Here is a 20,767-nt window from a genome sequence, read left to right as displayed (position 1 = left end):
ATAAATGGCGTTTCTATTTATGTAGAGACGCCATTTGTTGTATTTTAAAAAATATACTGAGCTGCTGCCCTATCATATTTCTCAGGATATTTTTCTTTTACATAAGAATTGACATCAAAGAGAATACGCAGGGTGATAGGGATGTTTTTCTCCTTATATCGGCGTGCCCAAAAGGAATATGCCCAGCGTATTGCCGTATCTTCTATATCACTATTGTTCAGATCTCGGCGGAGTTCCTCAGAGAGATTGTACTGAGTATATATCCTTACCAGTCCTCTTAGTTGGTTTTCTAGCATCCATTTCTCACTATAACCTCCTGAAGCAGGCTCTTCTTTCTCGGTTTGTTCCATCACTCGGTTGATGTCTTTGTATAAAGAGATATTGTTCTTATCCAGATAATACACCTTAAGTAGGTAACGCGCTCTAGCACTATAACGGAGCAGTTGATTCTGATCCATATTTTCTAGGGTAAAAGTACCGAAATGTTTCCAAAAGGAGGAGAGCATATAAGAGTCTTTGCCGAGTTCCGTCGTGAAATTATAGAGGTTTTTTCCTTGGGCATCTTTGCTTTCTTTACTACGGTCTATCTCACGAGAGATTTCTTCTAAACCAAGTACAGATTTCACCTGATCGAATAATTTTGTAAAGAAATCACGACCAAATTTATCAGAATCCCACTTGTAAAACTCCTCAGGCTTATCCCATTCCATATAATCCTCTTGGTCTGCCTTAAAAGCAAGCGGATTGTAGGTCCCTTTGGTTTCTTCTTCAATACGATAGGTAATACAAGGCTCATCCTCTTCTTCAGGACTCTCTTCTATAGGTTCTTCTTCTTCATAATATACATAAGAGTCGGTCGCTCTTGGCTCAGGGTCGTAATCTTTATTGATATAGGAATAGTCATCAAAATTCTGCTCTTTCGGCTGTTTATGATAGGCATAGATACTAATACCCGATACAAAGGCAAGGGTGATACCACAAATGGCCAAAGCCACACCTCCCAATAGTCGAATACCGCGTCGCCAAAGCCATCTGCCTAAAAGAAAAACGGGAAGGCACCCCGCAAAGGCTGCCATAAACATAAGTAAGGAGGTGTCTTTTTCTAATTCGAAGGAAAAATGATTCGTCAGATAGATGATAAGATAATTGATAACCAATATACCTATGAAAATAACCTCCCCCAGTAGGAAATCCTCCATCCAAGGTAGGGCTTTAAGTGTTTTTTTCTTGATATAATACCAAATAACCCCTATGATATTTCCCACTACCATAGAGAAAAACAAGAAAAGGCAGAGGGAATGTAGCAGCAAGAAAAAGGAGTTGCCATACTGACTATTATCGATAAGGACATAGAAGGGAGAGAGTATGACTTTCAGGAATTCTTCAGCAGGTTCGTACCCATACAGATAGACCTTATCGTTGATAAATTGGGTTATAAAAACAAGTAGGCCAACGATAGCAAGCGAAGTGAGCTGCACCAATACTATCGAACGTAAAAGATATTTTTTCATAGGCTTTTGTCTTTCTTATACAGGACAAAAGTAAATAAAATTTTTTATATATAAGAAAAAAATAGTATCTTTGCCTCCTTAAATTAAGTATAAATAAACATGGCTCTTACCGTCAATGACCTTAAGCGTGGGGATAAATGTCTTATCAAGGATGTAGCTACCGAACAGTTGCCGATAAAACTATTGGAGCTGGGCTGCCTTCCTGGCAATAGTATAGAACTGGTCGAGATAGCCCCTTTGGGAGACCCACTCTATTTGATTATTAATGATACTCATATGGCTATTCGCCGAGAGATGGCACAATATATTGAGGTAGAACTCTCTAATTCAGATTCCAATGAGTAAGCATGAGATAAAAGTAGCACTGATAGGAAACCCCAATGTGGGAAAATCCTCTATCTTCAACCTGCTAACAGGTATGAACCAGCATGTGGGAAACTACCCAGGGGTTACTGTGGATAAGAAAGTGGGCTTTTGTAAGCTTTCCCAAACGATCAATGCCCGAATATACGACCTACCAGGCACCTATAGCACCAATCCCAATTCTATGGACGAGAAGGTGGCCATCAGTTGTCTCTTGGACAAAGATGATATAGATTTTCCCGATGTGGTAGTGCTGGTGGCCGATGTGGAAAACCTCAAGCAAAACCTCTATCTCTATACCCAGATAAAGGACTTTGGCATTCCTATGATCTTGGCCATCAATATGGCTGATCGGATGAAGCCTCGTGGTATCACCATAGACATACCCGCCTTGGAAGCCGCACTCCATACACGCATAGCTCTTGTGAGCACTCGACAGAAAATGGGGATAGAGGAGTTGAAAGAGTTGATTATCAATTACAAAAAACTCCCCTTGGAGAAGGTTATAGATATCAACCGTATAGACCCTACTTATTTCAAAACGCTCAAGGAGAAATTCCCCAATGAAGAATTAGGCAAACTCTGGATGGTCATCTCTCAAAACTTTGAGGTGATAGGGGCATTGCGCAAGGTCGAAATTCAAAAAGAGCATATAAAAACCGAGGCCGAAATCAAGAAAATGCAGCAGCGGGAGACCATTCTCCGTTATCAGGCTATAAACCATGCACTCAAGGATACTTATAAGGTAACAGCAGTGGGTACTCGTGCCCTTTTGGATAAAATTCTTTTGCACAAGGTATGGGGCTATGTGATTTTTATGGCCATATTACTGCTGATTTTCCAAATGATATTCTATGTAAGTGAATACCCCAAAGGATGGATAGAAAGCGCCTTAGGCTGGGTAGGCACTTGGATCGGCAATGTATTGCCCGAAGGCTCGCTCACCTCCCTTCTGGTAGATGGGGTGATTCCAGGGCTTACTGCCGTAGTTTCTTTTGTTCCCCAGATAGCGCTGCTCTTTTTCTTTATCTCCCTACTAGAGGAAAGCGGTTATATGAGTAGAGTGGTTTTCCTTATGGATAGGATCATGCGTCCCTTTGGGCTTAATGGTAAGGGAACTATTCCGCTAATCTCAGGTGCTGCCTGTGCTATACCTGCGGTAATGGCTACCCGTACTATTGAGAGCTGGCGTGAGCGATTAATTGCTATTCTGGTAACTCCCTTTATTACTTGTTCGGCAAGACTGCCTATCTATCTGATTATGATAAAGCTCGTGATTCCAGAGGGAAATTACTTCTTCTTTAACAATCAGGCAGTAGCGCTTTTCTTACTCTATATGTTTGGCGTATTTATGGCCATCTTCTCCGCTTGGCTCTTGAGCAAGTTCTTGGTGCTGAAGAATGCGTTCCAAACACACTTTATTGTAGAGATGCCAACCTACAAAGTACCTTTGGCACGAAATGTGCTACTAACCGTATATGATAAGTCTAAGGCCTTCGTTCTCAGTGCAGGGAAGATTATATTCTTCATGACGGTACTCATCTGGTTCTTACAGACCCATGGGCTAAGTGAGAAGTACCGCAATGCTGAGGTACATACCGAGCAGCTGGCCAGCCAATATGGTTGGGATGAGGACGAGAAGGAACACTACCTTTTAAGCTATCGTACCGAAAACTCCCTTTTGGGAAATATGGGCAAGTTTGTAGAACCTGTGTTCCGTCCCTTAGGCTATGACTGGAAGATCAGTATAGCTGTATTAGGTTCCTTTGCCGCACGTGAGACCTTTGTAAGTACCTTGGCCACTATCTATAGTTTGGGTGAGGTAGATGTAGAAGAAGGTGAGGCTGAACAACGCACGGTAGTGGCTCGTTTGCAACAAGAGATGCGTCCCGACGGCACCCCTGTCTTTAATTTGGCCACGGGGGTCTCTATCCTACTATTCTTTGCCTCCGCTATGCAGTGTATCAGTACCTTTGCCATCGTACGCAAGGAAACCAATAGCTGGAAATGGGCTATTTTGCAATGGGTTTTCATGACTGGCTTTGCGTATCTTTCGGCCTTTGCTGCTTATCAGCTTTTGAGTTTATAAACAAAAGTTTAATTAGTTAAGATGAAATAAATTGCGTTTCTACAAATTGGCTTGTACCCGGATAGAGACGCAATTTATTGCGTCTTAGAAGGTTTAGCCTTTCTTCATTTTAACTATTGATTGGCATTAAAAAAGTAGGAATACTCGTTTTTTTTGATTACTTTTGCGAGAAATTTAAAATCATCTTATCATGACTGGACTTATTATTGTCATTGCCCTTGTAGTGGTAGTCGCGCTTTGGTACATCAGTGCCAATAACAAATTGGTAGCCTTGGCCAATAACCGAGAGAATGCTTTTGCTGATATAGATGTACAGCTCAAGCAGCGCCATGACCTAATTCCACAGCTAGTAGCTGCTGTAAAGGGCTATATGAACCACGAGGCGGAGGTACTCACTCGCGTAACTCAAGCGCGCTCTCAGGCGCTCAGTGCCACTACCGTAAATGATAAAATTGAGGCTGAAAAAGAACTCTCTTCAGCTATGCGTGCTCTCAGTATACAAGTAGAGGCCTATCCAGAACTGAAAGCCAATACCAACTTTATGCACTTGCAGGAAGAGATTGCTGATATAGAGAACAAATTGGCCTCTGTACGTCGTTATTTCAACTCCACTACCAAGGAACTCAATACGGCAATCCAATCCATTCCTACCAATATTGTCGCAGGCTTTAAACACATGACTCCTCAGCCATTCTTTGACTTAGGAAAAGAGGAACGCAAACAATTGGATAAAGCACCAGAGATTTCTTTTTCGTAAGTAATACCATGCCTTGTTAAAGGTTAAAAAGAGAAACTATGGCAACCGTTACAGAATTATACCAAGCTGTCAGAGATAAATTTGGAATAGAAATAGCAGAGCTTCTAACCTCCTATATAACACATCTTACAGACCTCACAGAGATAAAGAAGGAGCAAACAGAGCTAAGGATAGACATGGCGCAAGTTCGTTCTGAAGTCTCACAACAGCGCTCTGATCTTACAGCAGAATTAGTAAAACTCCATACAGAAATCAAGCTATTACGTATGGATATGGAAGGGCATGTAGTACAGCTTCGTGCAGAAATTTCTCAAGTTCGTACAGATATGGAGGGACATGTAGTACAACTCCGTGCAGAAATCTCTCAAGTTCGTTCAGAACTCAAGGAAGAAATAGCACAGCTCCGTGCAGAAATCTCTCAGGTTCGTTCTGAACTCAAGGAAGAAATAGCACAGCTCCGTGCAGACATGGAAGTACATGTGGCACAACTTCATGCAGAAATCTCTCAGGTTCGTTCAGAACTCAAGGAAGAAATAGCGCTACTTCGTTCTGAACTAAAAGAAGATATCCATAAGGCCTTTACACAGATGAATAATAATATCATAAAATGGTTAGTAGGCTTCTTTATCTCTATGATGCTTATGATATTGGGGTTATATTTTACAAAATAGTCCCATAGGAATTATTATGCATAGGTTTTACTTGTCATTACTTTTTACCTTTTACTTTAGTTAAGGAATGCAATACCTCGGAATACAACAACAAATAACAAGAAATAATACCAAGTCTGTATTGTTTCTCTTGGCGTTCCCACTACTTATTTTAGTAGGGGTATATGTGGTATTGTATGTGCTCTCTGACCAAGATATAGAACAAACCAATATGCAATTCCTTTCAGTAGTTCCTATAGTACTGGCGGGAGTGGGTATATGGTTTGTTATCTCCTACTTCTTCCATACCCAGATGATCCAAATGGCAACTCATTCGGAGCCTTTGGAGCGTAGGGATAACAAGCGGGTGTATAACCTGACAGAAAACCTATGTATGTCGGTAGGAATGCCCATGCCTAAGCTCTATATCATAGAGAGTGATGCGCTCAATGCTTTTGCTTCGGGGATCAATGAAAAAACTTTTGCCATTACCCTAACACGTGGGATTATCAATAGGCTCAATGACGAGGAATTAGAGGGAGTGATCGCCCACGAACTGACGCATATCCGCAATCGTGATGTGCGCCTACTGATAGTCACTATTGTGTTTGTCGGTATCTTCGCCACTATAGCCGATTTGGCCTTACGAATGCTCCTAAACGGAGGGGGTAATATGTTTTCCTCTCGCAATCGCAAGAATGACAAGGGCGGCGGAGCCATGCTCTTGCTTATTATTCTTTTAGTGGCAGGGGCTATCTATTTCCTCTCTATTCTTTTTAAGCTGGCGCTCTCTCGCTCACGTGAATATATGGCCGATGCAGGAGCAGTGGAACTCACTCATAATTCCATGGCACTGGCCAGTGCACTGAGAAAAATATCGGGACACTCTACCCTAAAAGAAGTGGGAAATGACGAGGTGAAGGAGCTTTTTATTGACTACAAAGCTGAAGGCTTTTTCTCTCTTTTTGCCACTCACCCGCCTATTGAAAAGCGTATCCAAGTATTAGAACAGTATTGACAATGCACCCCTCTATCCTCAAATACCTACCCCATCGCCCCCCTATGCAAATGCTCGATACCATCACTCTTATCAATGATACAAGTATTGTTACTTGTTTTCAGATCAAGGAAGATTGTATCTTCTTGTGCGAGGGATACTTCACCGAATCGGGATTGATAGAGAATATGGCTCAAACCTGTTCGGCTATTGTGGGACAATTTTTCTTTGATAAAAATGACGAAGGCTCTAAGAAAATCATAGGCTATATCAGCGCTATAAAGAAAGCTGAAATATTTGACCTACCGCAAGTCACCCAAACCATTCGCACCGAGGCCTCCCTGCTCTCTCGTTATGATGATAAGGGGTATAGTATCTGTGCGATGGATTGTGCCGCTTATTACCAGCAGCACTTATTGGCAACCGCACAAATGAACCTTTTTATAAAAGAAAACGACTGATGAAAGAAAACGAACTCCCTCAAGAAAAAGGAGCTTTAGATGGCATGAAAGAGCTTTGTTATGTAACAGATGCTCAGGGAAAATATACCACTGCCCTAAGTGAAGGTTGGGAGGTGAAGAATATTGCCTTGGAGGCTTCTTTTGGCCTTTTACAGGAGCAGATGCAAGAGGCAAAGACTCAGATACAAGCAGGTAAGCAAAGTCCCATAGTGTACTATATGATACGTGAACGTATGGATTGGGCTACCTTAGCTAGTTATATGAACAGATGGCAATGGATTATCAAGAGACATGCTAAGCCTAAGGTATTTGCTCGTTTGTCAGAGAAGACTTTGAGAAAATATGCGGAAATATTTGGAATTTCTGTAGAAGAACTTAAAAACTTCTCAGCGATATGATAGAAAAAGTAGTAGAAGTAACCCATTTGTATAAGAAATATAAAGAATCTGAGGATTTTGCCCTGAAAGACCTCTCTTTTGCTGTGCAGAAAGGAGAAATTTATGGCGTTTTGGGCACCAATGGGGCAGGGAAAACGACTCTCATGTCTATTCTTATGGGAGGGATTCAGCCTACTGCTGGAAACTTCACTATAAGTGGACTCTCTTATAAAGGACAAGCCCAACAAATTCGCTATAAAATAGGGGTTGTACCTCAGGAATATGCCCTCTACCCTACCCTTACGGCAAGGGAAAATCTCCATTATTTTGCTAGCTTATATGGACTTAAGGGCAAGCAAGTACAAGAGCGAGTCACTCAAGGACTGGAGCGGGTTGGTCTTCTAGAGGTAGCAGATAGGAAAATCAAACACTTCTCTGGAGGAATGAAGCGGCGTATCAACCTTTTGGCAGGTATTCTTCACACCCCTGAAGTACTTTTCTTAGACGAACCTACCGTAGGGGTCGATGTGAGTTCCAAACTTATCATCATAGACTACCTAAAAGAACTTAATAGACAGGGTATGTCTGTACTATACACCTCCCATCATATGCAAGAAGCACAGGATTTTTGCCACAGAGTGCTTATCTTAGATAGAGGCCTCTTACGCTGTGAAAACACCCCTGAAAACCTTATAGCTGAAAACCAAGTCCAAAACTTGGAGGAGGTGTTCGTTCGTCTCACTTCTCAAGATATAGCCTATGAATAAGTTGGTTGCTTCTATCCATAAGGAAATACTGCTTATTAGCAGGGACTTAGGAGGGCTTATTATCCTATTTGTAATGCCCTTGGTCTTAGTTGTTACCATTACCCTCTTGCAGGATGGTGCTTTTCGCAATATCACCGAGCAAAAAACGGCCGTGCTATTGGTAGATAATGACTATGGGGCAGTAGGAGCACATATACGCAAGAGCATGGAAGAGAGTGGTTTCTTTTCGGTTCTCTCCGATGATGCTATCAGAGATCTTAGCGAGACAAAGGCTAAGCGTATGATACGTGAAGGAAAATTCCCCATGGCCATTGTGCTCCCCGCTCACCTCTCCGAAGACCTTGAGCGTGAAGTAAAGCAAAAGGTAGATAGGATACTCAGTGCTTTTATGGAAGAGACGTCTATTGAAGATTCTCTCAAACCTTTTGAACCCAAGGAGATACGTCTCTACTTTGATCCTACCTTACCACTCTCCTTTAAGGAAACGGTCAAAACCCATATAGATAAGATGATGTATCAGGTAGAAAATCGTTCTATCTACACTGCCTTTGAAAAGGAATTAGGGGAAGGCAAACAACTGCCTTTCTCCACAGAAGGAAGTCTCGTTACTTTTACTGAAATCAATCCTACCCCTGCTGCTCAACTGCCCAATTCGGTACAGCACAATGTACCTGCATGGGCGCTCTTTGCTATCTTTTTTATCACCATTCCACTCTCGGCCAATATCGTAAGAGAGAAGACACAAGGGACAAATATACGACTTTTGACCTCTCCTCTTTCTTATGGGGAGTTGCTTATGGCCAAGATCTTAGTGTTCTTAGTTATAGGTATCCTACAGTTTGTCCTTATGGTTCTGCTGGGTTTGTACCTTTTCCCTCTTATGGGATTACCTGCTTTGGAGATAGGCGGACGTGTATGGGGACTATTGGCTGTAGCTACGGCCTCCACTACGGCTGCCATTGGCTTGGGGGTACTTTTGGGAACCCTCTGCCATACCCAAGAACAGTCGGCACCACTGGGAGCAACACTTACAGTAATCTTGGCTGCTATCGGCGGGGTATGGATTCCTGTATTTGTAATGCCTCCCTTTATGCAAACCATAGCTAAGCTCTCTCCTATGAACTGGGGTTTGCAGGCTTTCTATGAGGTACTTCTTAGAGTAGGTGAGTTCTCAGCTATAGCAGGCAAAGTGGGACTTTTACTGCTGTTTTTTATTCTTTGTATAGTAATTTCTATAGTATATGACAAGGCAAAAAGAAATCTATAGACCTACCTCTTTAAGTGAAACGGTGCAACTCAGGGTACGCTTTAGCGAGACGGATCCCTTAGGTATTGTATGGCATGGCAACTATATCAAGTACTTTGAGGAGGGGCGGGAGGCTTTTGGTAGGAAATATGGTATTTCCTATCTGGAGGTAGAGCGCCATGGATTTGCTACCCCTATTGTAAAGAGTGTATGCGAACATAAGAAAATGGTGCGCTACGGAGAACTCTTAGCGGTAGAGACTAACTATATGGATACCTCTGCGGCCAAATTGGTCTTCCAATACTATATCTACAATGAGCAAAAAGAGTTAGTCTGTACAGGTGAGACCGTACAGGTATTTACCCACTTGAAAGAAGGTACCCTTTGCCTATATAATCCAGAATTTTATACCCAATGGAAAGAGAAACACCTATCACACTCCTAATCATAGATAGCGATACCCAGTGGCTGGAATATATAGCACCTACCTTGCAACAAGCTGGATTTGAAGTGCTCACCGCCATATCTGGAGCACAGGCATTGCGTATCATTAAGCGAACGACACCCGAACTATTACTGCTGAATATCTTCTTGCCCGACACCGATGGTGTGGAAGTATGCGAGCGATTGCGCCAAATGCAACTGCCTACCCGTCCTGTCATTGTGCTATTGGCCGAAGAGAACCAAGATTATGCGCTCCTTGCGGGCTTTGAGGCGGGAGCCGATGATTTTATATACAAGCGTTTGAAAACCAAGCTTTTTATCTACAAGCTTGAGGCGCTTGTTAAGCTCTGTTTCCAAAAACGCAAAGAGGTGAAACAGCCCTTGGTCTATGGAGATTTCTCTTTGGACGAAGAGACATATACCCTTACTAAAGGAGATAGGCAATATGTATTAACAAAAAAAGAATATGAGCTACTCTCCTTGTTGCTCTCCGCCCCTAACCGACTTTTCTCCCGTGAGGAAATAGCCACTCACATTTGGGCAGACCCTGCCGTAGCACACAGCCGGACCATTGACGTCCATATAGGAAAGCTCCGAGACAAACTCGGCCAGACAAGGATTAAGACCACCAAGGGCGTGGGGTATAGGTTAGTGTAGTAGTCTTCTAACCACATGATCCCAATCAGGATAGGTTTCTGAGCCAAAAAGGATTAGCTCTCCTTGGAAGTTTTCTGCTCCGTTTTTAGTACGGTCATCTACAAGGTAATCCCCCCGATTGAGGTCTTTGTGATGACTGAGTATCAATCGCTTATACAGGGGGCTATCTTCTTCTTTCGCGAAGTATTTCTGTATCCATTGCAATTTATCGCTCCAAGCAGAAGGATTACGCCAAGGTGCTGTAGAAAGCACATATATATCATAATGCTCAGCCAACGCATTGACCGCCTCGACCGCCCCTTTCATAGGTTGCATAAGTGAGAAAATACCAGGTGTCTCATCATAATTGCCCTTATAGGCTTCTTTCAGTTCATCGGATAAGGCTGCAATCCCAGTGGGAAAATCCACCAGCACATTATCCATGTCTATATAAAGGATTTTTTTCATGATTTTCTGCTATTTATAAGAGTAAAAATGTCACCGACAAGTTATCTCCTTGTGAGAAATCTTGCCCTATCACAAAAGAGTATTCCAGTTGATTACCCATAGCCTTGGTAATTTCTTCGTTTATAACCGCTACTTCATCCAGCGTTACTGGCTGCTTATCATAGTTTAGAATTAAGAAGATCTTCTTTATCTTCCCTACCTCCTCTTCTAAAGAAGCTAAGATTTGGGCAACTGCCTTTTTAGCTCGGTCTTCTCCTTTGGCTATTCCCCTTGCTATAATATCTATCCCAGCTTGAGCTGCTAAAAGTTGCTGATTTTCAAGACTATTGTCCTGAAAGATATTGACAAGACCACCCACTATGGAGGCTACTGTTTGGGAAGTGCTATCAAAGAAATTCAATTTCCCTTTATTTTCTTCTGTTTCTTCCTTGGGTCTATTTTCCCGTTCTTGAGCAGTATATAATCTAAGTTCTTCCAAATAGTCATATATTTCTCTTATATCCATATTACAAACTGGACTATGAGTATGTTCCTTTTCTTCTTTGGGGAGGTGTCGGTGTTTTTCGTTATCCACTACGAGCACCTTATCAATATAGTTTCTGAGCTGTGTTATGGCTGCTTGTGAGCGTTTAAGGGCTGCTAAACTCTCAATGGAGAAAGGGGTCGTGATTACCGCTACACAAGGGATGCCCATCTCCTTGCAGAGCTTAGCAATGTAGGGAGTCGCCCCTGCTCCTGTACCACCACTTGTCGCAGCAATAAGATATACCATAGTACTGCCTTCCAATACTTGCTTGATTTGCTCCTCACTCTCTTGAGCTGCTTGTAACCCCTTCTGAGGCTCACGATTAGTGTCTGTGAAAAACTCCTTTCCCAATAGGAGCTTATTCGGCACTAGATTCCTTTCTAAGCTCTCTTTATCGGTATTAAAGACCCAAAGATCAACCTCCTTGGGCCGATTATACTTATACATAAAGGCAAGATCATTACAGCCTACACCTCCTACTCCTATTATCTTAATAGACTCATTTACGTTTTTAGTATCCATAAAAAATTATTGAATTATTTCTCTTTGTTAATTTTAAAAGCACACTCCCTGAAAAGGAAAAGATTCATCTCAAGGAGTGGCTTTTTAATCATTCCTCCCTAACTACCTTGCTCGAATCACTTTTTGTATTTTCTCTTGGAAAGTTTCATAGCACTCTTGGCGTAAGGAGACTATAGTTGTGCAGCCTCTAAGCCGCATGCTTGTTCTTCTGCTAAATTAATAGAAGCCATAAACTGTTCTATTATCAGGAAGTCAAAGATTTCTTGCACCTCATAAAAGTTCAGTTCATGTAAGCCCCTACCCTGTTGCTGGCCTTTGCCTAAGATAATGAATAGTTCCATATCTTTAGGATTGGGCTGATCAGTAGGTTGCCCAAAATCATAGCTGACACTTGAGTTGTTAATTTATCTGTTCTTTTATATATTCATCTATCAAAGGATTCATGTGATTCCAAAGAATATAGTCATCTAATGCCGCAAAGTAATGTCGTAGAGGATATTTCCCAAAGAAAGTCTTCAGGTCATCTTGATATACAACTTCTAAGTGGTCTATAGCACAAGTTCTCAACTCATCTAAGGCAATCTGTGCTATATTTTTTCTATATCCCCCCTCATAGGTAGCGGGGAAAGCTACTACCACAGAGGTAGGAATACTCATTGAATGTGCTGCTTTTGCTATAAGTGGCGTAATCTTTGAGCCAGTCTGCCCTCCTAATGAAGTATAGAGGAATAAACGCTTTACACCAAGTAGCATTTCTTCTATATTAGGTACTTGAGAAAGATTGTATTCGAGAAAGGTATAGGAAGCCCTTAGCTTTTGCTTCGCATTTGCTAAAAAATTAACTCCTCCCCCACCTACTCCTATAAGAGTGATCTCCTGAGAGATAGCTTCAATTGCTTTTGCTCTTTTTTCGTAGTCGGATTGATATTTCTCCAACTCCTCAATAGGCGATGTATTATTTTTCATAATTCGGATATTTTTAAATTACTTCTTTACAGTGATGAGTAGTACAACCACAAGGCTATTTCCTAATAATGGTTTTGTTTGGTCTTCAATAGAAACAGTCGTTGGACAGTCAATAGGAATCTCCTTCCGTATAGACTCAGCTATTTCTACTATTTCTTCTTTGCCTGCCTTCTTCCTGCCACTAGAGAAGACACGTACAACAAGCGACTGGGCCTCCCTAAGGCTCTTTATAGGAAGTGCAGAAGCTTTTATAGACACTTTTGCGGAGGTCAGTGCGGTGGTAATAGCTTGTTGAGCACGGGATTTCGCACTGCCTTTCCCTGATGCTACATGGGTTACAAAACCTTTTCTTGGGTTCTCTATTACATCTCGAAATTGATTATAATCATCAGAGAAATAGCTGATACAATTGTCGATGATAGAAAGTACCCTCGGATAGGAATCCTCTTCTTTTACAATATATATGCCATCTAAGGATTGGCGAAATGACTTCAATTCTTCTGATTGGGTAGCCTTCTGCCTTTCTGAGATAAGAACACCTATAGTGGCAATCCCCAGCTCCTTACATAACTGGGTTATAGTTACAGATTCTGTGATAATTTCATTCACATAAGCAACAAAGAACACCAGCTCTGTTTCGTCTTCTAAGATCGTTCCTATTTGCTCCTCTGTATACGCTTTCTCCTTATCTAAGAACACATAGTCTGCGCCTTTAAGAGTATTTTCTTTTTCTATAAAAGTTATGGCTTCAGCACTCTTCTTCCCGAAGCTAACAACCTTAATGGGGGTTGATTTCTTAGTCTTCATAATAAAATTATTTTTAAAGTTATACATAGCTTCTAATAACAGTACAAATATAAAGCGAATTTTTGAGGTGTTTTGTATGAGTTCGTATGCCCTCTATACCAACTCATAAAGCTCAAGCTCTATAAGAACCTTGTCCTTAAGTAGTTGAAAATGTGTTATTCTATCCTTCATCGACTGAGTAAATGAAGAATCTTCATCATCTTCTTCAACTAAACTTATAACAAATAATTCTATTTGCTCTCTAAGAAATATATAGTAAAGCCTGATGATCTGAAAGCTCCATAGCTCAGCTAAGATTTTATCTGTCATCTGTCGATCCTCACTGCCCTTTACGACCACCATATGCAAGTCTATTTGTGGCAGGCTATCCTGTGACTTATTGATCTTGAAATAGTATTCCATAGAAGCGGAAGCAAAGATAAATCGGTATAGTAAGTCCCAATCAAAGATATCATCATACTCAGAAGCATCATGACAAGTGAAAGGAAGGGCTGCAAATTGAGATAAATATCTTTTATATATTTCTGACTCCTTAAAGTCTTTTCCCTTAAGGGTTCCAAAATAGAAGTCGTACTGAGAGAGGGTTTCTTTTAGGTCTTCCTCCTTGTATAGGTCTTCAATGACTGAATCAATAAAAGGTTTTTCTTCTTTCATGGTGAGTTATTTTTAGTGTTTTATTCTGTTTTTTAAGTAATGTAGATCGATGCAGAGTTTTCTACTCTCTGTAGCCTCTGTAGGGATTTGTACCTGCTGCATATCCTGTTGGAGAATTTCCCAAAGCAGGCTGTTGAGCCCTCTAACACCCAACTGCTTATCGGCAGCATAGGAGGCTAATTTCTGTATGGCTTTTTCCTCTACCTTTAGGGTAGTATTATGCAGTTTGAAAAAATGCTCATAGCTGCGCAAGGGAGAGGAATCACCCAATAAAATTTCTTTTAATATAGCAGGAGTAATAGGCTTAAGGGCTACAAAATCACTGATACGCCCCAGTATCTCTCGTTTTTTGATAACCTTAAGGAAATCCTCACGAGTGGCCTTATCATAGAAAGTGCCTTCCTCTTTGCCTGTCTTTGTCTCCGATGACACAAACCCATTTATTCTTGCTTTATTGAGTTGATCAAAAACACCTGTAAAAAGGAATAGTATTTTCTTAGTAGAAATAGTATGACTGACCTTACTATTATATAAAGAAGGGGTGGAAAAAGTGGCCTTACCATTGTCATCAATAAGATTGAGCAATTCATTGATAATTCTATCGTTATAGGTGCCGCTATAGAAGAGTTTGTCAAACTCATCGAGGAGGATAACTGACTGTTCTACTGCCGCAAGGTTTTGGCCGGTTCGCTGGTAAATCTCTGCAAATACATCCGTCAGGGAAGCCCCTACGATTCCTTCTTGTACGACAGAATTGCAATTAATAACACCGAACTCACTACCCAATACATCGGCCAGTACCTGTACGCTATAGGTCTTCCCCACCCCCGTAGGCCCGTAGGCCAAGAGATTCGCTTTAGGCAAAGAAAGATCCGAAGTCCGTAGTCGCTTATAGTGGGTATAGAGGCATAAGGAAAGTTTCCTAAGGTAGGCATCTTGGCCTTTTACATATTTTTGAGCATAAGCATATAAGGTAGTAGGTGTGATAAAATCCTCTCCTATATCTAAGAAAGACAAGTGTGTACGCTTGCACAATTTCTTTATTTGAGAGAGGGGTACCTCCTCTATATGGGTCATCCAATTCTTCAGATAAGCCTTGGCCTGCTGGCAACACTGCTGATAACGGTCAGTCCCTTGTAGCTTACTCACTTCCTCGGCAAAGCCCAAGAGGTGCTGTTCCAACTTCTGTTGGAGGTTCTTTTTAAGTGCCTCGCTCTTTTTAGGTAATCCCTCCAAGATACGCTTTACAAAAGGAAAGTCCAAGGAAGTATTAGTAAGGAGCAGTTCTTTGATTTGGGTATCTATATTTTGCATTTCCATAGTGTTGTTCTTTTGGAATGCAAGTTACGTTTTTCTTAGCCGATAGGGGTATGAGTTGGTATGAGCTATTTAGTGATCCTTAATTTTGTTATATAAGTCAAGTTCATTGTTGTTTCTAAAGAATATCACCTCTTCGAAAGTGAGAGCTATATCTTGTAGCCTATTTATAGTTCTTCTGCTTGTATTTGGGGTTAGGCGTAAGCATTTACTGGTGATCCTATTATCAGGTTTTTTATAGGTCTCATTTTCATCAAACTTATAATTTATCAAAAAATAATTAACTGCTGCTATTTTATGATTCTTTATCAGATTCTCTTCTGAAAATTCTTTTTCTATCCAATAATATAAGTAAATAGCAAAACGACGAATAATAAGCTTATTTACAAAAGTTTTCCTATCTTCATTATAATTCAATTCCTTTATTTTATTCTTTAATTCTCCAATAGAAATTACTCCCACTAAATTTTCAATTATTTCTTCTTTATATTTATTGAAATCAGATTTTTCTTTTATATTTTCAAATTTTTCAAAATATTTTTCTATTATATCATCACCTATTCCATCACTTTCTAACATATATCTAATATCAGCTTTCAATAAATTAGTCCATATTCTTTCTATCCAGTAATCTTCAAATATCTTTTCAACCCATTTTTCAACATATTCTTTATTAGAAAGTTCTTTTTCCTCTATTTTCCACTCACTTTTATAACTTTTACTTTCTAATAATTCTTTGGTTTCTTTAAACTCCTTGATAAATATATTACTTTTATTATTGTTTATCTCATTTTTAAAACTATTTATAAGCTTTATAGCTTCTGTATCTATCTTTTTAAGCTCTTTTTTCTGCATCAAAAGCCACTTATAAAACTCAAAGAGTTTTTCACTTCCAAAGGCATTGACCTTTAGTCTTTCTTCGGTATCGGCAGCCCAATAGTGAAGTTTCTGGATAAAATGGACGCGCTGTTCTGCTGTTGAGAGTACCAATTGCTTATTCTCAGGAACAATCAGTATAGAGCTAAGGCTGGAGATACGATGCTGGAACATTCTGGGAAGCTCCGAAAGCGCTATAAATACACAATAATGCCCCATGGCAACTACCTTCTCTATAAAACAGTAGCCCTGAGGTTCCAGCATGCGTTGATTATAGTAATCCTCTGGCTTGTCCCATATACGGAAATCCACCACTACAACCTTGATCTCATTTCTTTTATCTTGTTTTATTCTCTTTAAGGCCTTGGAAGTTTGGGTACAGTGTATAATCTTTATCTTCCCCTGAGCCTCTTTCTCTAAATCATCTAATAAATTAGCTTCATCCTCTAAGAAAAGGACTTTGTAATTTTTTTGGGGGGTAGATCCCTCCAGAAAGGAAGAAGGACGGGTGTATTCATCGACAAACCAAGGTTCTATCTCGTTGCAGATAGCAATAATATCCTCCACTGTTAGCGGGGATGCTCCCATTTTAGTCTTAATCTCTTCCGCTCTTTGTTGGTAGCCTTCAGCGGCGGTTTCTAAGAGCTTTAGCAGGCGTTGCCTACTGATCTCAATGCTTTCAGGGGTATTCTTTACATCATGGCGAATGGCCTGTACCATCGCTTTACGAGAAGCAAAATGATAGGCATCTTCCTTTTCAAGAGTACCTACTCGCTCCATGTTATAAAAGCGAGCCATATCATCCTTTGTAGCTATAGGAAGTTGGATAAAATGATAACCTAGCGCATAGGCCGCGATAATCTTTTTATGCGGCTCCCGCTGTAGTATCTCGGCTTGGGAGAAAAGGGAAACAAATAGCACCGGGGTAAAGATATGAGAGTTCAGGCAGAGCTCTTGCTGTACCAACTCAATCCCCCACAACTGGGCAAAAGCATGCCCCTCCCAAGTAAGCTCACAGAGGACAACAATCGCATCATAAGCATTGTTCTCTATAGCCTGTTTCTTCCTGTCAAAAGCCACTTTATCATAAATAAACTCGCATGCTATCTTAGAATTTCCTTCGAAGAAAACGTTTTTGAAGTAGTTTTCTAAGAAGCCTAAATCTTCATTAAGACATATCAGGGTTTTCTTGATCATGGCTATTATTGTTTTTAATTGATATTTTTATTTTATCTACATTTTTTTGTTCTTTACAAATTGCAAATTCTATTTGCTTACCTTCTTTTATTAAATTGTATAATTCTTCTTTGGTTATATATTCCTTTGCAAAAACACATCTGATATTTTTTCCTTCTGCTATAGTAAATCCTTCCTTTTTTAATTCTTCTGTATTTATGTCTTTTAAATGCACAACCCAATTAGTTTTCTTCTCTTCAAATTTTCTAATTCTACAGGTATATATCTTAGTATCGTCATATTCTTTATTGACATCTACTAAGTCCTGAACCATTGGAATAATTCCAAAATTCATTCCTGCCTCATTCTTTAACAAATCAAAGATGTTGTCAATAAAAGTATGAAGATCTTGAGTAGTTATATCTTTCCGATGAACAGCTTTATTCCTTATATATATTATATTATTATATTTTCTTTCTTTATCGGGGAGAGCCTTTTTTTCGTCTGGGATCATTTCATTTAGCTTGTCCTTATCAGGAACTTCCCATCCATTTTTTCCTATTGGAATAAAAAAAATTATTTCAAATACCTTATATAAATAAATAACAATCAGACTATTATACAAAGCTAACATATTCCTATATCCATTCTCTATCTCTTTATTACGAATAAAATCTCTATAGAGTTCTATCGTTTCTTCTATCACTTCCCATATCTTTTCTCTTTCTACTATTTTTTTATCCTTTATATCACTATATTTCAAACTTGCTAGATCTTCTAGATTAGATATTTTCTTTACCTCTTTTTTCCAAAATTCTGTCTGCCACCAATAAATATTTCTATTAGCTTTGCTCCCTTTATAGTAGGGTATCAATTTTTTATATAGTACTGATATACTTTTATTTTCTAAGACCAAATGGTATACCAATTGCATAAAACTCATATAGTTTTCCAATAGGGAATCGGTATCATTGCGTTCGTCCAATCCCTTTTTCTGCCAATAGGCAAGAGCTCCCAGTTGGAGCGCTTCTCTATAGGGGTTTCTTTTGTTAGAAGCTGTCGTGATAAGTATGGGGTAAGAGAAAAGAGCCTTTTTCAATCGGGCAAGTACCTTAATGCCAGACAGCTGCGACACTGTTATATCCCCTTTCTCTCCTCGTAGGCGCAAATCTAAAATAAGCAATACTAACTGCCCTTTGTTCTTTTGCTCATGTGCTTCTACCTTAGTTTCTATTGCTTTGATTACCTCATCTACAAATTCTTCATCATCTCCTATTTTCTTATCAGGAACAATGGTCTTAAAGTACTCTTGATTTTCACCACCATAGAGCATATACTGGAATACCTTTGACCAACCTTCCTCTGCTTGGTCATCTACATAAATAATCTGGGGCGGTGTTCTATTGCACCTATCTTTGATGTGCAGATATCTATTCCAAAGACTATCCTGCTGCTCTTTGTTCCCAAAAACTTTTTCTATATGAGCGGAGATATCTTCTATCAGCTCATAAAATCCCTCCTGTATATACTTTCCTTCATTATCTTGCTCTATTTTCTCTAAAATAGCTTGTAGTTCTTCCTTTAATTCCTCCCTAAGTTCATCGGAGGGGATACCCAAACTTCCTCCTGCTTCCAATAGCCTCCTTACAAATGCTTCATATTTCTGTTTTAAGCGTAATTCTACTTCTTTATCACCTAACTCATAAGGGGATTTTTGTAAAAGTCCTATTTCTGTTTCTAATTCTTCTACTACATTTTCCAATCGTTCTCTTACCTCTTCGGGCAATGTCGTAATTTCCCTCTGATCCAAATCCTCTTTCTGTTGGAGTTCGGCTAATATACTTGTTTCATCCAAAGGATTAAGATACTGAGCCAACAATCCCTGTAAACTATTCATGTGCTTCCAAGCCTGCGTATCCTTAAAAAAGTCTTCTAAGGTTTCTATCTGTCCCTGTTGTGGGGAAGCCGCTTGCCCCTGATAAGTTTGTATGACCTTATGCACCTGCCAAAGGGTATAGACCCCCCACCAGTTGGCTATAAAATGGCGATCATCGGCCACTTGTACTTCCGCCTTAAAGAAGGCACTAAGGTCTTGCGGTGCTTGTAAAGCCTTAAGCGTATCGAAATCTAACGCTTGCAAATCAATAGGTAACTGATAGTAGGTTACCCCTGGGGCATATAGGAGTAAATTCTTAGGGTCAGAGAGGATAAAATGCTCCCTTGGTAGAAAAGAAAAGACCACACAATGCTGCTGGTAGCGCTTTAGGCGCAACCGCTTAAGGACTTCTATTCCTGTATGAGTGGTTCGCTGAATAATATGCTGCTTCCCTATAGGAATATAATCCAAACTAATCAGGAACAGATCCACCGTCTCAGTACGTGTTAGCTCCTCTATCTCCTCCAATACCTCTTCTGGAGCACTCCCTATGCAAATGACCTCTTTTCTATTCACTAAGAAATTATAGTCAGAAATAAGAACAATACGAGCCATTATATCTATTTTTGATTATTTATCAGTGCATTGAGGAGTTCATCTCTCTTTTTTGCTAATGCCTCAAAGGCTTTCATTCTTTCATCTTTGTCTTCTGTTTCACAAATTTTCTTAAACTCTTCCATTAGAATAGAAATATTCTTATTCAACTTGTCATCTGCTTCGTCTTTAAAAATAGCAGAGATGATTTCCTGAACTTGGGGCTGGGTATAGAGGGTATCGTTACTTACCCAATTCCCCCCATTAATAGGTAGTTCTAATTCTTCAAGAAACGTCTTTATATTTTGAAGGAAAATATCATATAAACCATTTTCTATATGCTGTCCTACTTTTTTATATTGTCCTTCGATTCCCTCAGGTATACTTTCATCGAATTTTTTCCTATCATCATGATTATTAAGATGATAAACAACATAGACTTGATCATTCTCACCTTTTATCTCCTTTAAAAAGAATTCAAACTTTTCTTTTGTAATAGAATCACTTATCAGAAAAATAAAATCATCTTTATCAAAGCAATCTTTCAATACATTCCCTCTTAAGGTCATTGCTCCTTTCTCTTCCAAGTTTTCTATATTATAGAACTCTTTACTTTTTGCTCCTATGCCTTTGGGCATAAAATTTTTTATATCTACTCGATTTGTAAAAATAAGTAATTTTTTCATC

General features: G+C 39.7%; 22 protein-coding genes. 11 read left to right on the top strand and 11 right to left on the bottom strand.

Features of this window, described 5'->3' with window-relative positions; translation table 11 throughout:
• Positions 1–44 precede the first annotated feature (44 nt).
• Positions 45–1,511, bottom strand: coding sequence for a hypothetical protein (locus HMPREF1154_RS04220; protein WP_009641292.1), 1,467 nt, complete (start codon positions 1,509–1,511; stop codon positions 45–47).
• 99 nt (positions 1,512–1,610) lie between these two features.
• Between HMPREF1154_RS04220 and HMPREF1154_RS04215 the strand changes: the two genes are divergently transcribed.
• From HMPREF1154_RS04215 to HMPREF1154_RS04165, 11 genes are all read left to right on the top strand, one after another.
• Entirely contained in the window at positions 1,611–1,856 is a 246-nt protein-coding gene (locus tag HMPREF1154_RS04215) for a FeoA family protein (RefSeq protein ID WP_009641290.1), read from the top strand.
• Complete coding sequence (gene feoB / locus HMPREF1154_RS04210; RefSeq protein ID WP_009641321.1) at positions 1,849–3,963, top strand: ferrous iron transport protein B; 2,115 nt, start codon at positions 1,849–1,851, stop codon at positions 3,961–3,963. The genes HMPREF1154_RS04215 and feoB overlap by 8 nt, the downstream gene beginning before the upstream one ends.
• Positions 3,964–4,153: 190 nt before the next feature.
• Complete coding sequence (locus HMPREF1154_RS04205; RefSeq protein WP_009641295.1) at positions 4,154–4,720, top strand: LemA family protein; 567 nt, start codon at positions 4,154–4,156, stop codon at positions 4,718–4,720.
• 38 nt (positions 4,721–4,758) lie between these two features.
• Positions 4,759–5,391, top strand: coding sequence for a coiled-coil domain-containing protein (locus tag HMPREF1154_RS04200; RefSeq protein ID WP_009641287.1), 633 nt, complete (start codon positions 4,759–4,761; stop codon positions 5,389–5,391).
• Positions 5,392–5,458: 67 nt separating this feature from the next.
• Positions 5,459–6,388, top strand: a complete 930-nt coding sequence (locus HMPREF1154_RS04195; RefSeq protein ID WP_009641304.1) for a M48 family metallopeptidase — start codon at positions 5,459–5,461, stop codon at positions 6,386–6,388.
• Between the two features lie 2 nt (positions 6,389–6,390).
• A complete protein-coding gene (locus tag HMPREF1154_RS04190; RefSeq protein ID WP_009641280.1) occupies positions 6,391–6,828 on the top strand; it encodes an acyl carrier protein in 438 nt (145 codons plus the stop codon).
• Entirely contained in the window at positions 6,828–7,226 is a 399-nt protein-coding gene (locus HMPREF1154_RS04185) for a hypothetical protein (RefSeq protein WP_009641279.1), read from the top strand. The genes HMPREF1154_RS04190 and HMPREF1154_RS04185 overlap by 1 nt, the downstream gene beginning before the upstream one ends.
• Positions 7,223–7,972, top strand: a complete 750-nt coding sequence (locus tag HMPREF1154_RS04180) for an ABC transporter ATP-binding protein (protein WP_009641317.1) — start codon at positions 7,223–7,225, stop codon at positions 7,970–7,972. Before HMPREF1154_RS04185 ends, HMPREF1154_RS04180 begins: the two co-directional genes overlap by 4 nt.
• Positions 7,965–9,239: an ABC transporter permease gene (locus tag HMPREF1154_RS04175; protein ID WP_009641315.1), complete on the top strand. Its 1,275-nt coding sequence runs from the start codon at positions 7,965–7,967 to the stop codon at positions 9,237–9,239. Before HMPREF1154_RS04180 ends, HMPREF1154_RS04175 begins: the two co-directional genes overlap by 8 nt.
• Positions 9,214–9,663, top strand: a complete 450-nt coding sequence (locus HMPREF1154_RS04170) for an acyl-CoA thioesterase (RefSeq protein ID WP_009641293.1) — start codon at positions 9,214–9,216, stop codon at positions 9,661–9,663. Before HMPREF1154_RS04175 ends, HMPREF1154_RS04170 begins: the two co-directional genes overlap by 26 nt.
• Positions 9,633–10,319 carry a response regulator transcription factor gene (locus tag HMPREF1154_RS04165; RefSeq protein WP_009641305.1) on the top strand — a complete coding sequence of 229 codons (687 nt, stop codon included), beginning with the start codon at positions 9,633–9,635 and terminating at the stop codon, positions 10,317–10,319. The genes HMPREF1154_RS04170 and HMPREF1154_RS04165 overlap by 31 nt, the downstream gene beginning before the upstream one ends.
• On the opposite strand, the gene HMPREF1154_RS04160 is transcribed toward HMPREF1154_RS04165, so the two are convergent.
• The 10 genes from HMPREF1154_RS04160 to HMPREF1154_RS04120 form a co-directional block, all read right to left on the bottom strand.
• Positions 10,311–10,766: a 5' nucleotidase, NT5C type gene (locus HMPREF1154_RS04160; protein ID WP_009641302.1), complete on the bottom strand. Its 456-nt coding sequence runs from the start codon at positions 10,764–10,766 to the stop codon at positions 10,311–10,313. The genes HMPREF1154_RS04165 and HMPREF1154_RS04160 overlap by 9 nt on opposite strands.
• Positions 10,767–10,779: 13 nt before the next feature.
• Positions 10,780–11,814 (bottom strand): hypothetical protein, encoded by a 1,035-nt coding sequence (locus tag HMPREF1154_RS04155; RefSeq protein ID WP_009641298.1) that lies wholly within the window; start codon positions 11,812–11,814, stop codon positions 10,780–10,782.
• 170 nt (positions 11,815–11,984) lie between these two features.
• The gene (locus HMPREF1154_RS13300; protein WP_157231239.1) at positions 11,985–12,155 is read right to left on the bottom strand and encodes a hypothetical protein; all 171 of its coding nucleotides are present in this window, start codon (positions 12,153–12,155) and stop codon (positions 11,985–11,987) included.
• Between the two features lie 58 nt (positions 12,156–12,213).
• Positions 12,214–12,780 (bottom strand): hypothetical protein, encoded by a 567-nt coding sequence (locus HMPREF1154_RS04150; RefSeq protein ID WP_009641281.1) that lies wholly within the window; start codon positions 12,778–12,780, stop codon positions 12,214–12,216.
• 18 nt (positions 12,781–12,798) lie between these two features.
• On the bottom strand, positions 12,799–13,587 hold the full coding sequence (locus HMPREF1154_RS04145) for a hypothetical protein (RefSeq protein ID WP_009641319.1): 789 nt from the start codon (positions 13,585–13,587) through the stop codon (positions 12,799–12,801).
• Positions 13,588–13,680: 93 nt separating this feature from the next.
• A complete protein-coding gene (locus HMPREF1154_RS04140) occupies positions 13,681–14,241 on the bottom strand; it encodes a hypothetical protein (protein WP_009641283.1) in 561 nt (186 codons plus the stop codon).
• A gap of 12 nt (positions 14,242–14,253) precedes the next feature.
• A complete protein-coding gene (locus HMPREF1154_RS04135) occupies positions 14,254–15,561 on the bottom strand; it encodes an AAA family ATPase (protein WP_009641326.1) in 1,308 nt (435 codons plus the stop codon).
• Positions 15,562–15,630: 69 nt separating this feature from the next.
• On the bottom strand, positions 15,631–17,631 hold the full coding sequence (locus tag HMPREF1154_RS04130) for a hypothetical protein (RefSeq protein ID WP_009641294.1): 2,001 nt from the start codon (positions 17,629–17,631) through the stop codon (positions 15,631–15,633).
• Positions 17,603–20,101: a response regulator gene (locus tag HMPREF1154_RS04125; RefSeq protein WP_009641311.1), complete on the bottom strand. Its 2,499-nt coding sequence runs from the start codon at positions 20,099–20,101 to the stop codon at positions 17,603–17,605. The genes HMPREF1154_RS04130 and HMPREF1154_RS04125 overlap by 29 nt, the downstream gene beginning before the upstream one ends.
• A 5-nt stretch (positions 20,102–20,106) precedes the next feature.
• Complete coding sequence (locus HMPREF1154_RS04120; protein WP_034566914.1) at positions 20,107–20,766, bottom strand: hypothetical protein; 660 nt, start codon at positions 20,764–20,766, stop codon at positions 20,107–20,109.
• Position 20,767: the final 1 nt, after the last annotated feature.

The sequence above is a fragment of the Capnocytophaga sp. CM59 genome (assembly GCF_000293175.1).
In the GTDB taxonomy this organism is placed as follows: Bacteria; Bacteroidota; Bacteroidia; order Flavobacteriales; family Flavobacteriaceae; genus Capnocytophaga; species Capnocytophaga granulosa.
Note: the sequence above shows the minus strand (reverse complement) of the source record. Positions and strands in the feature narration are given on the sequence as shown.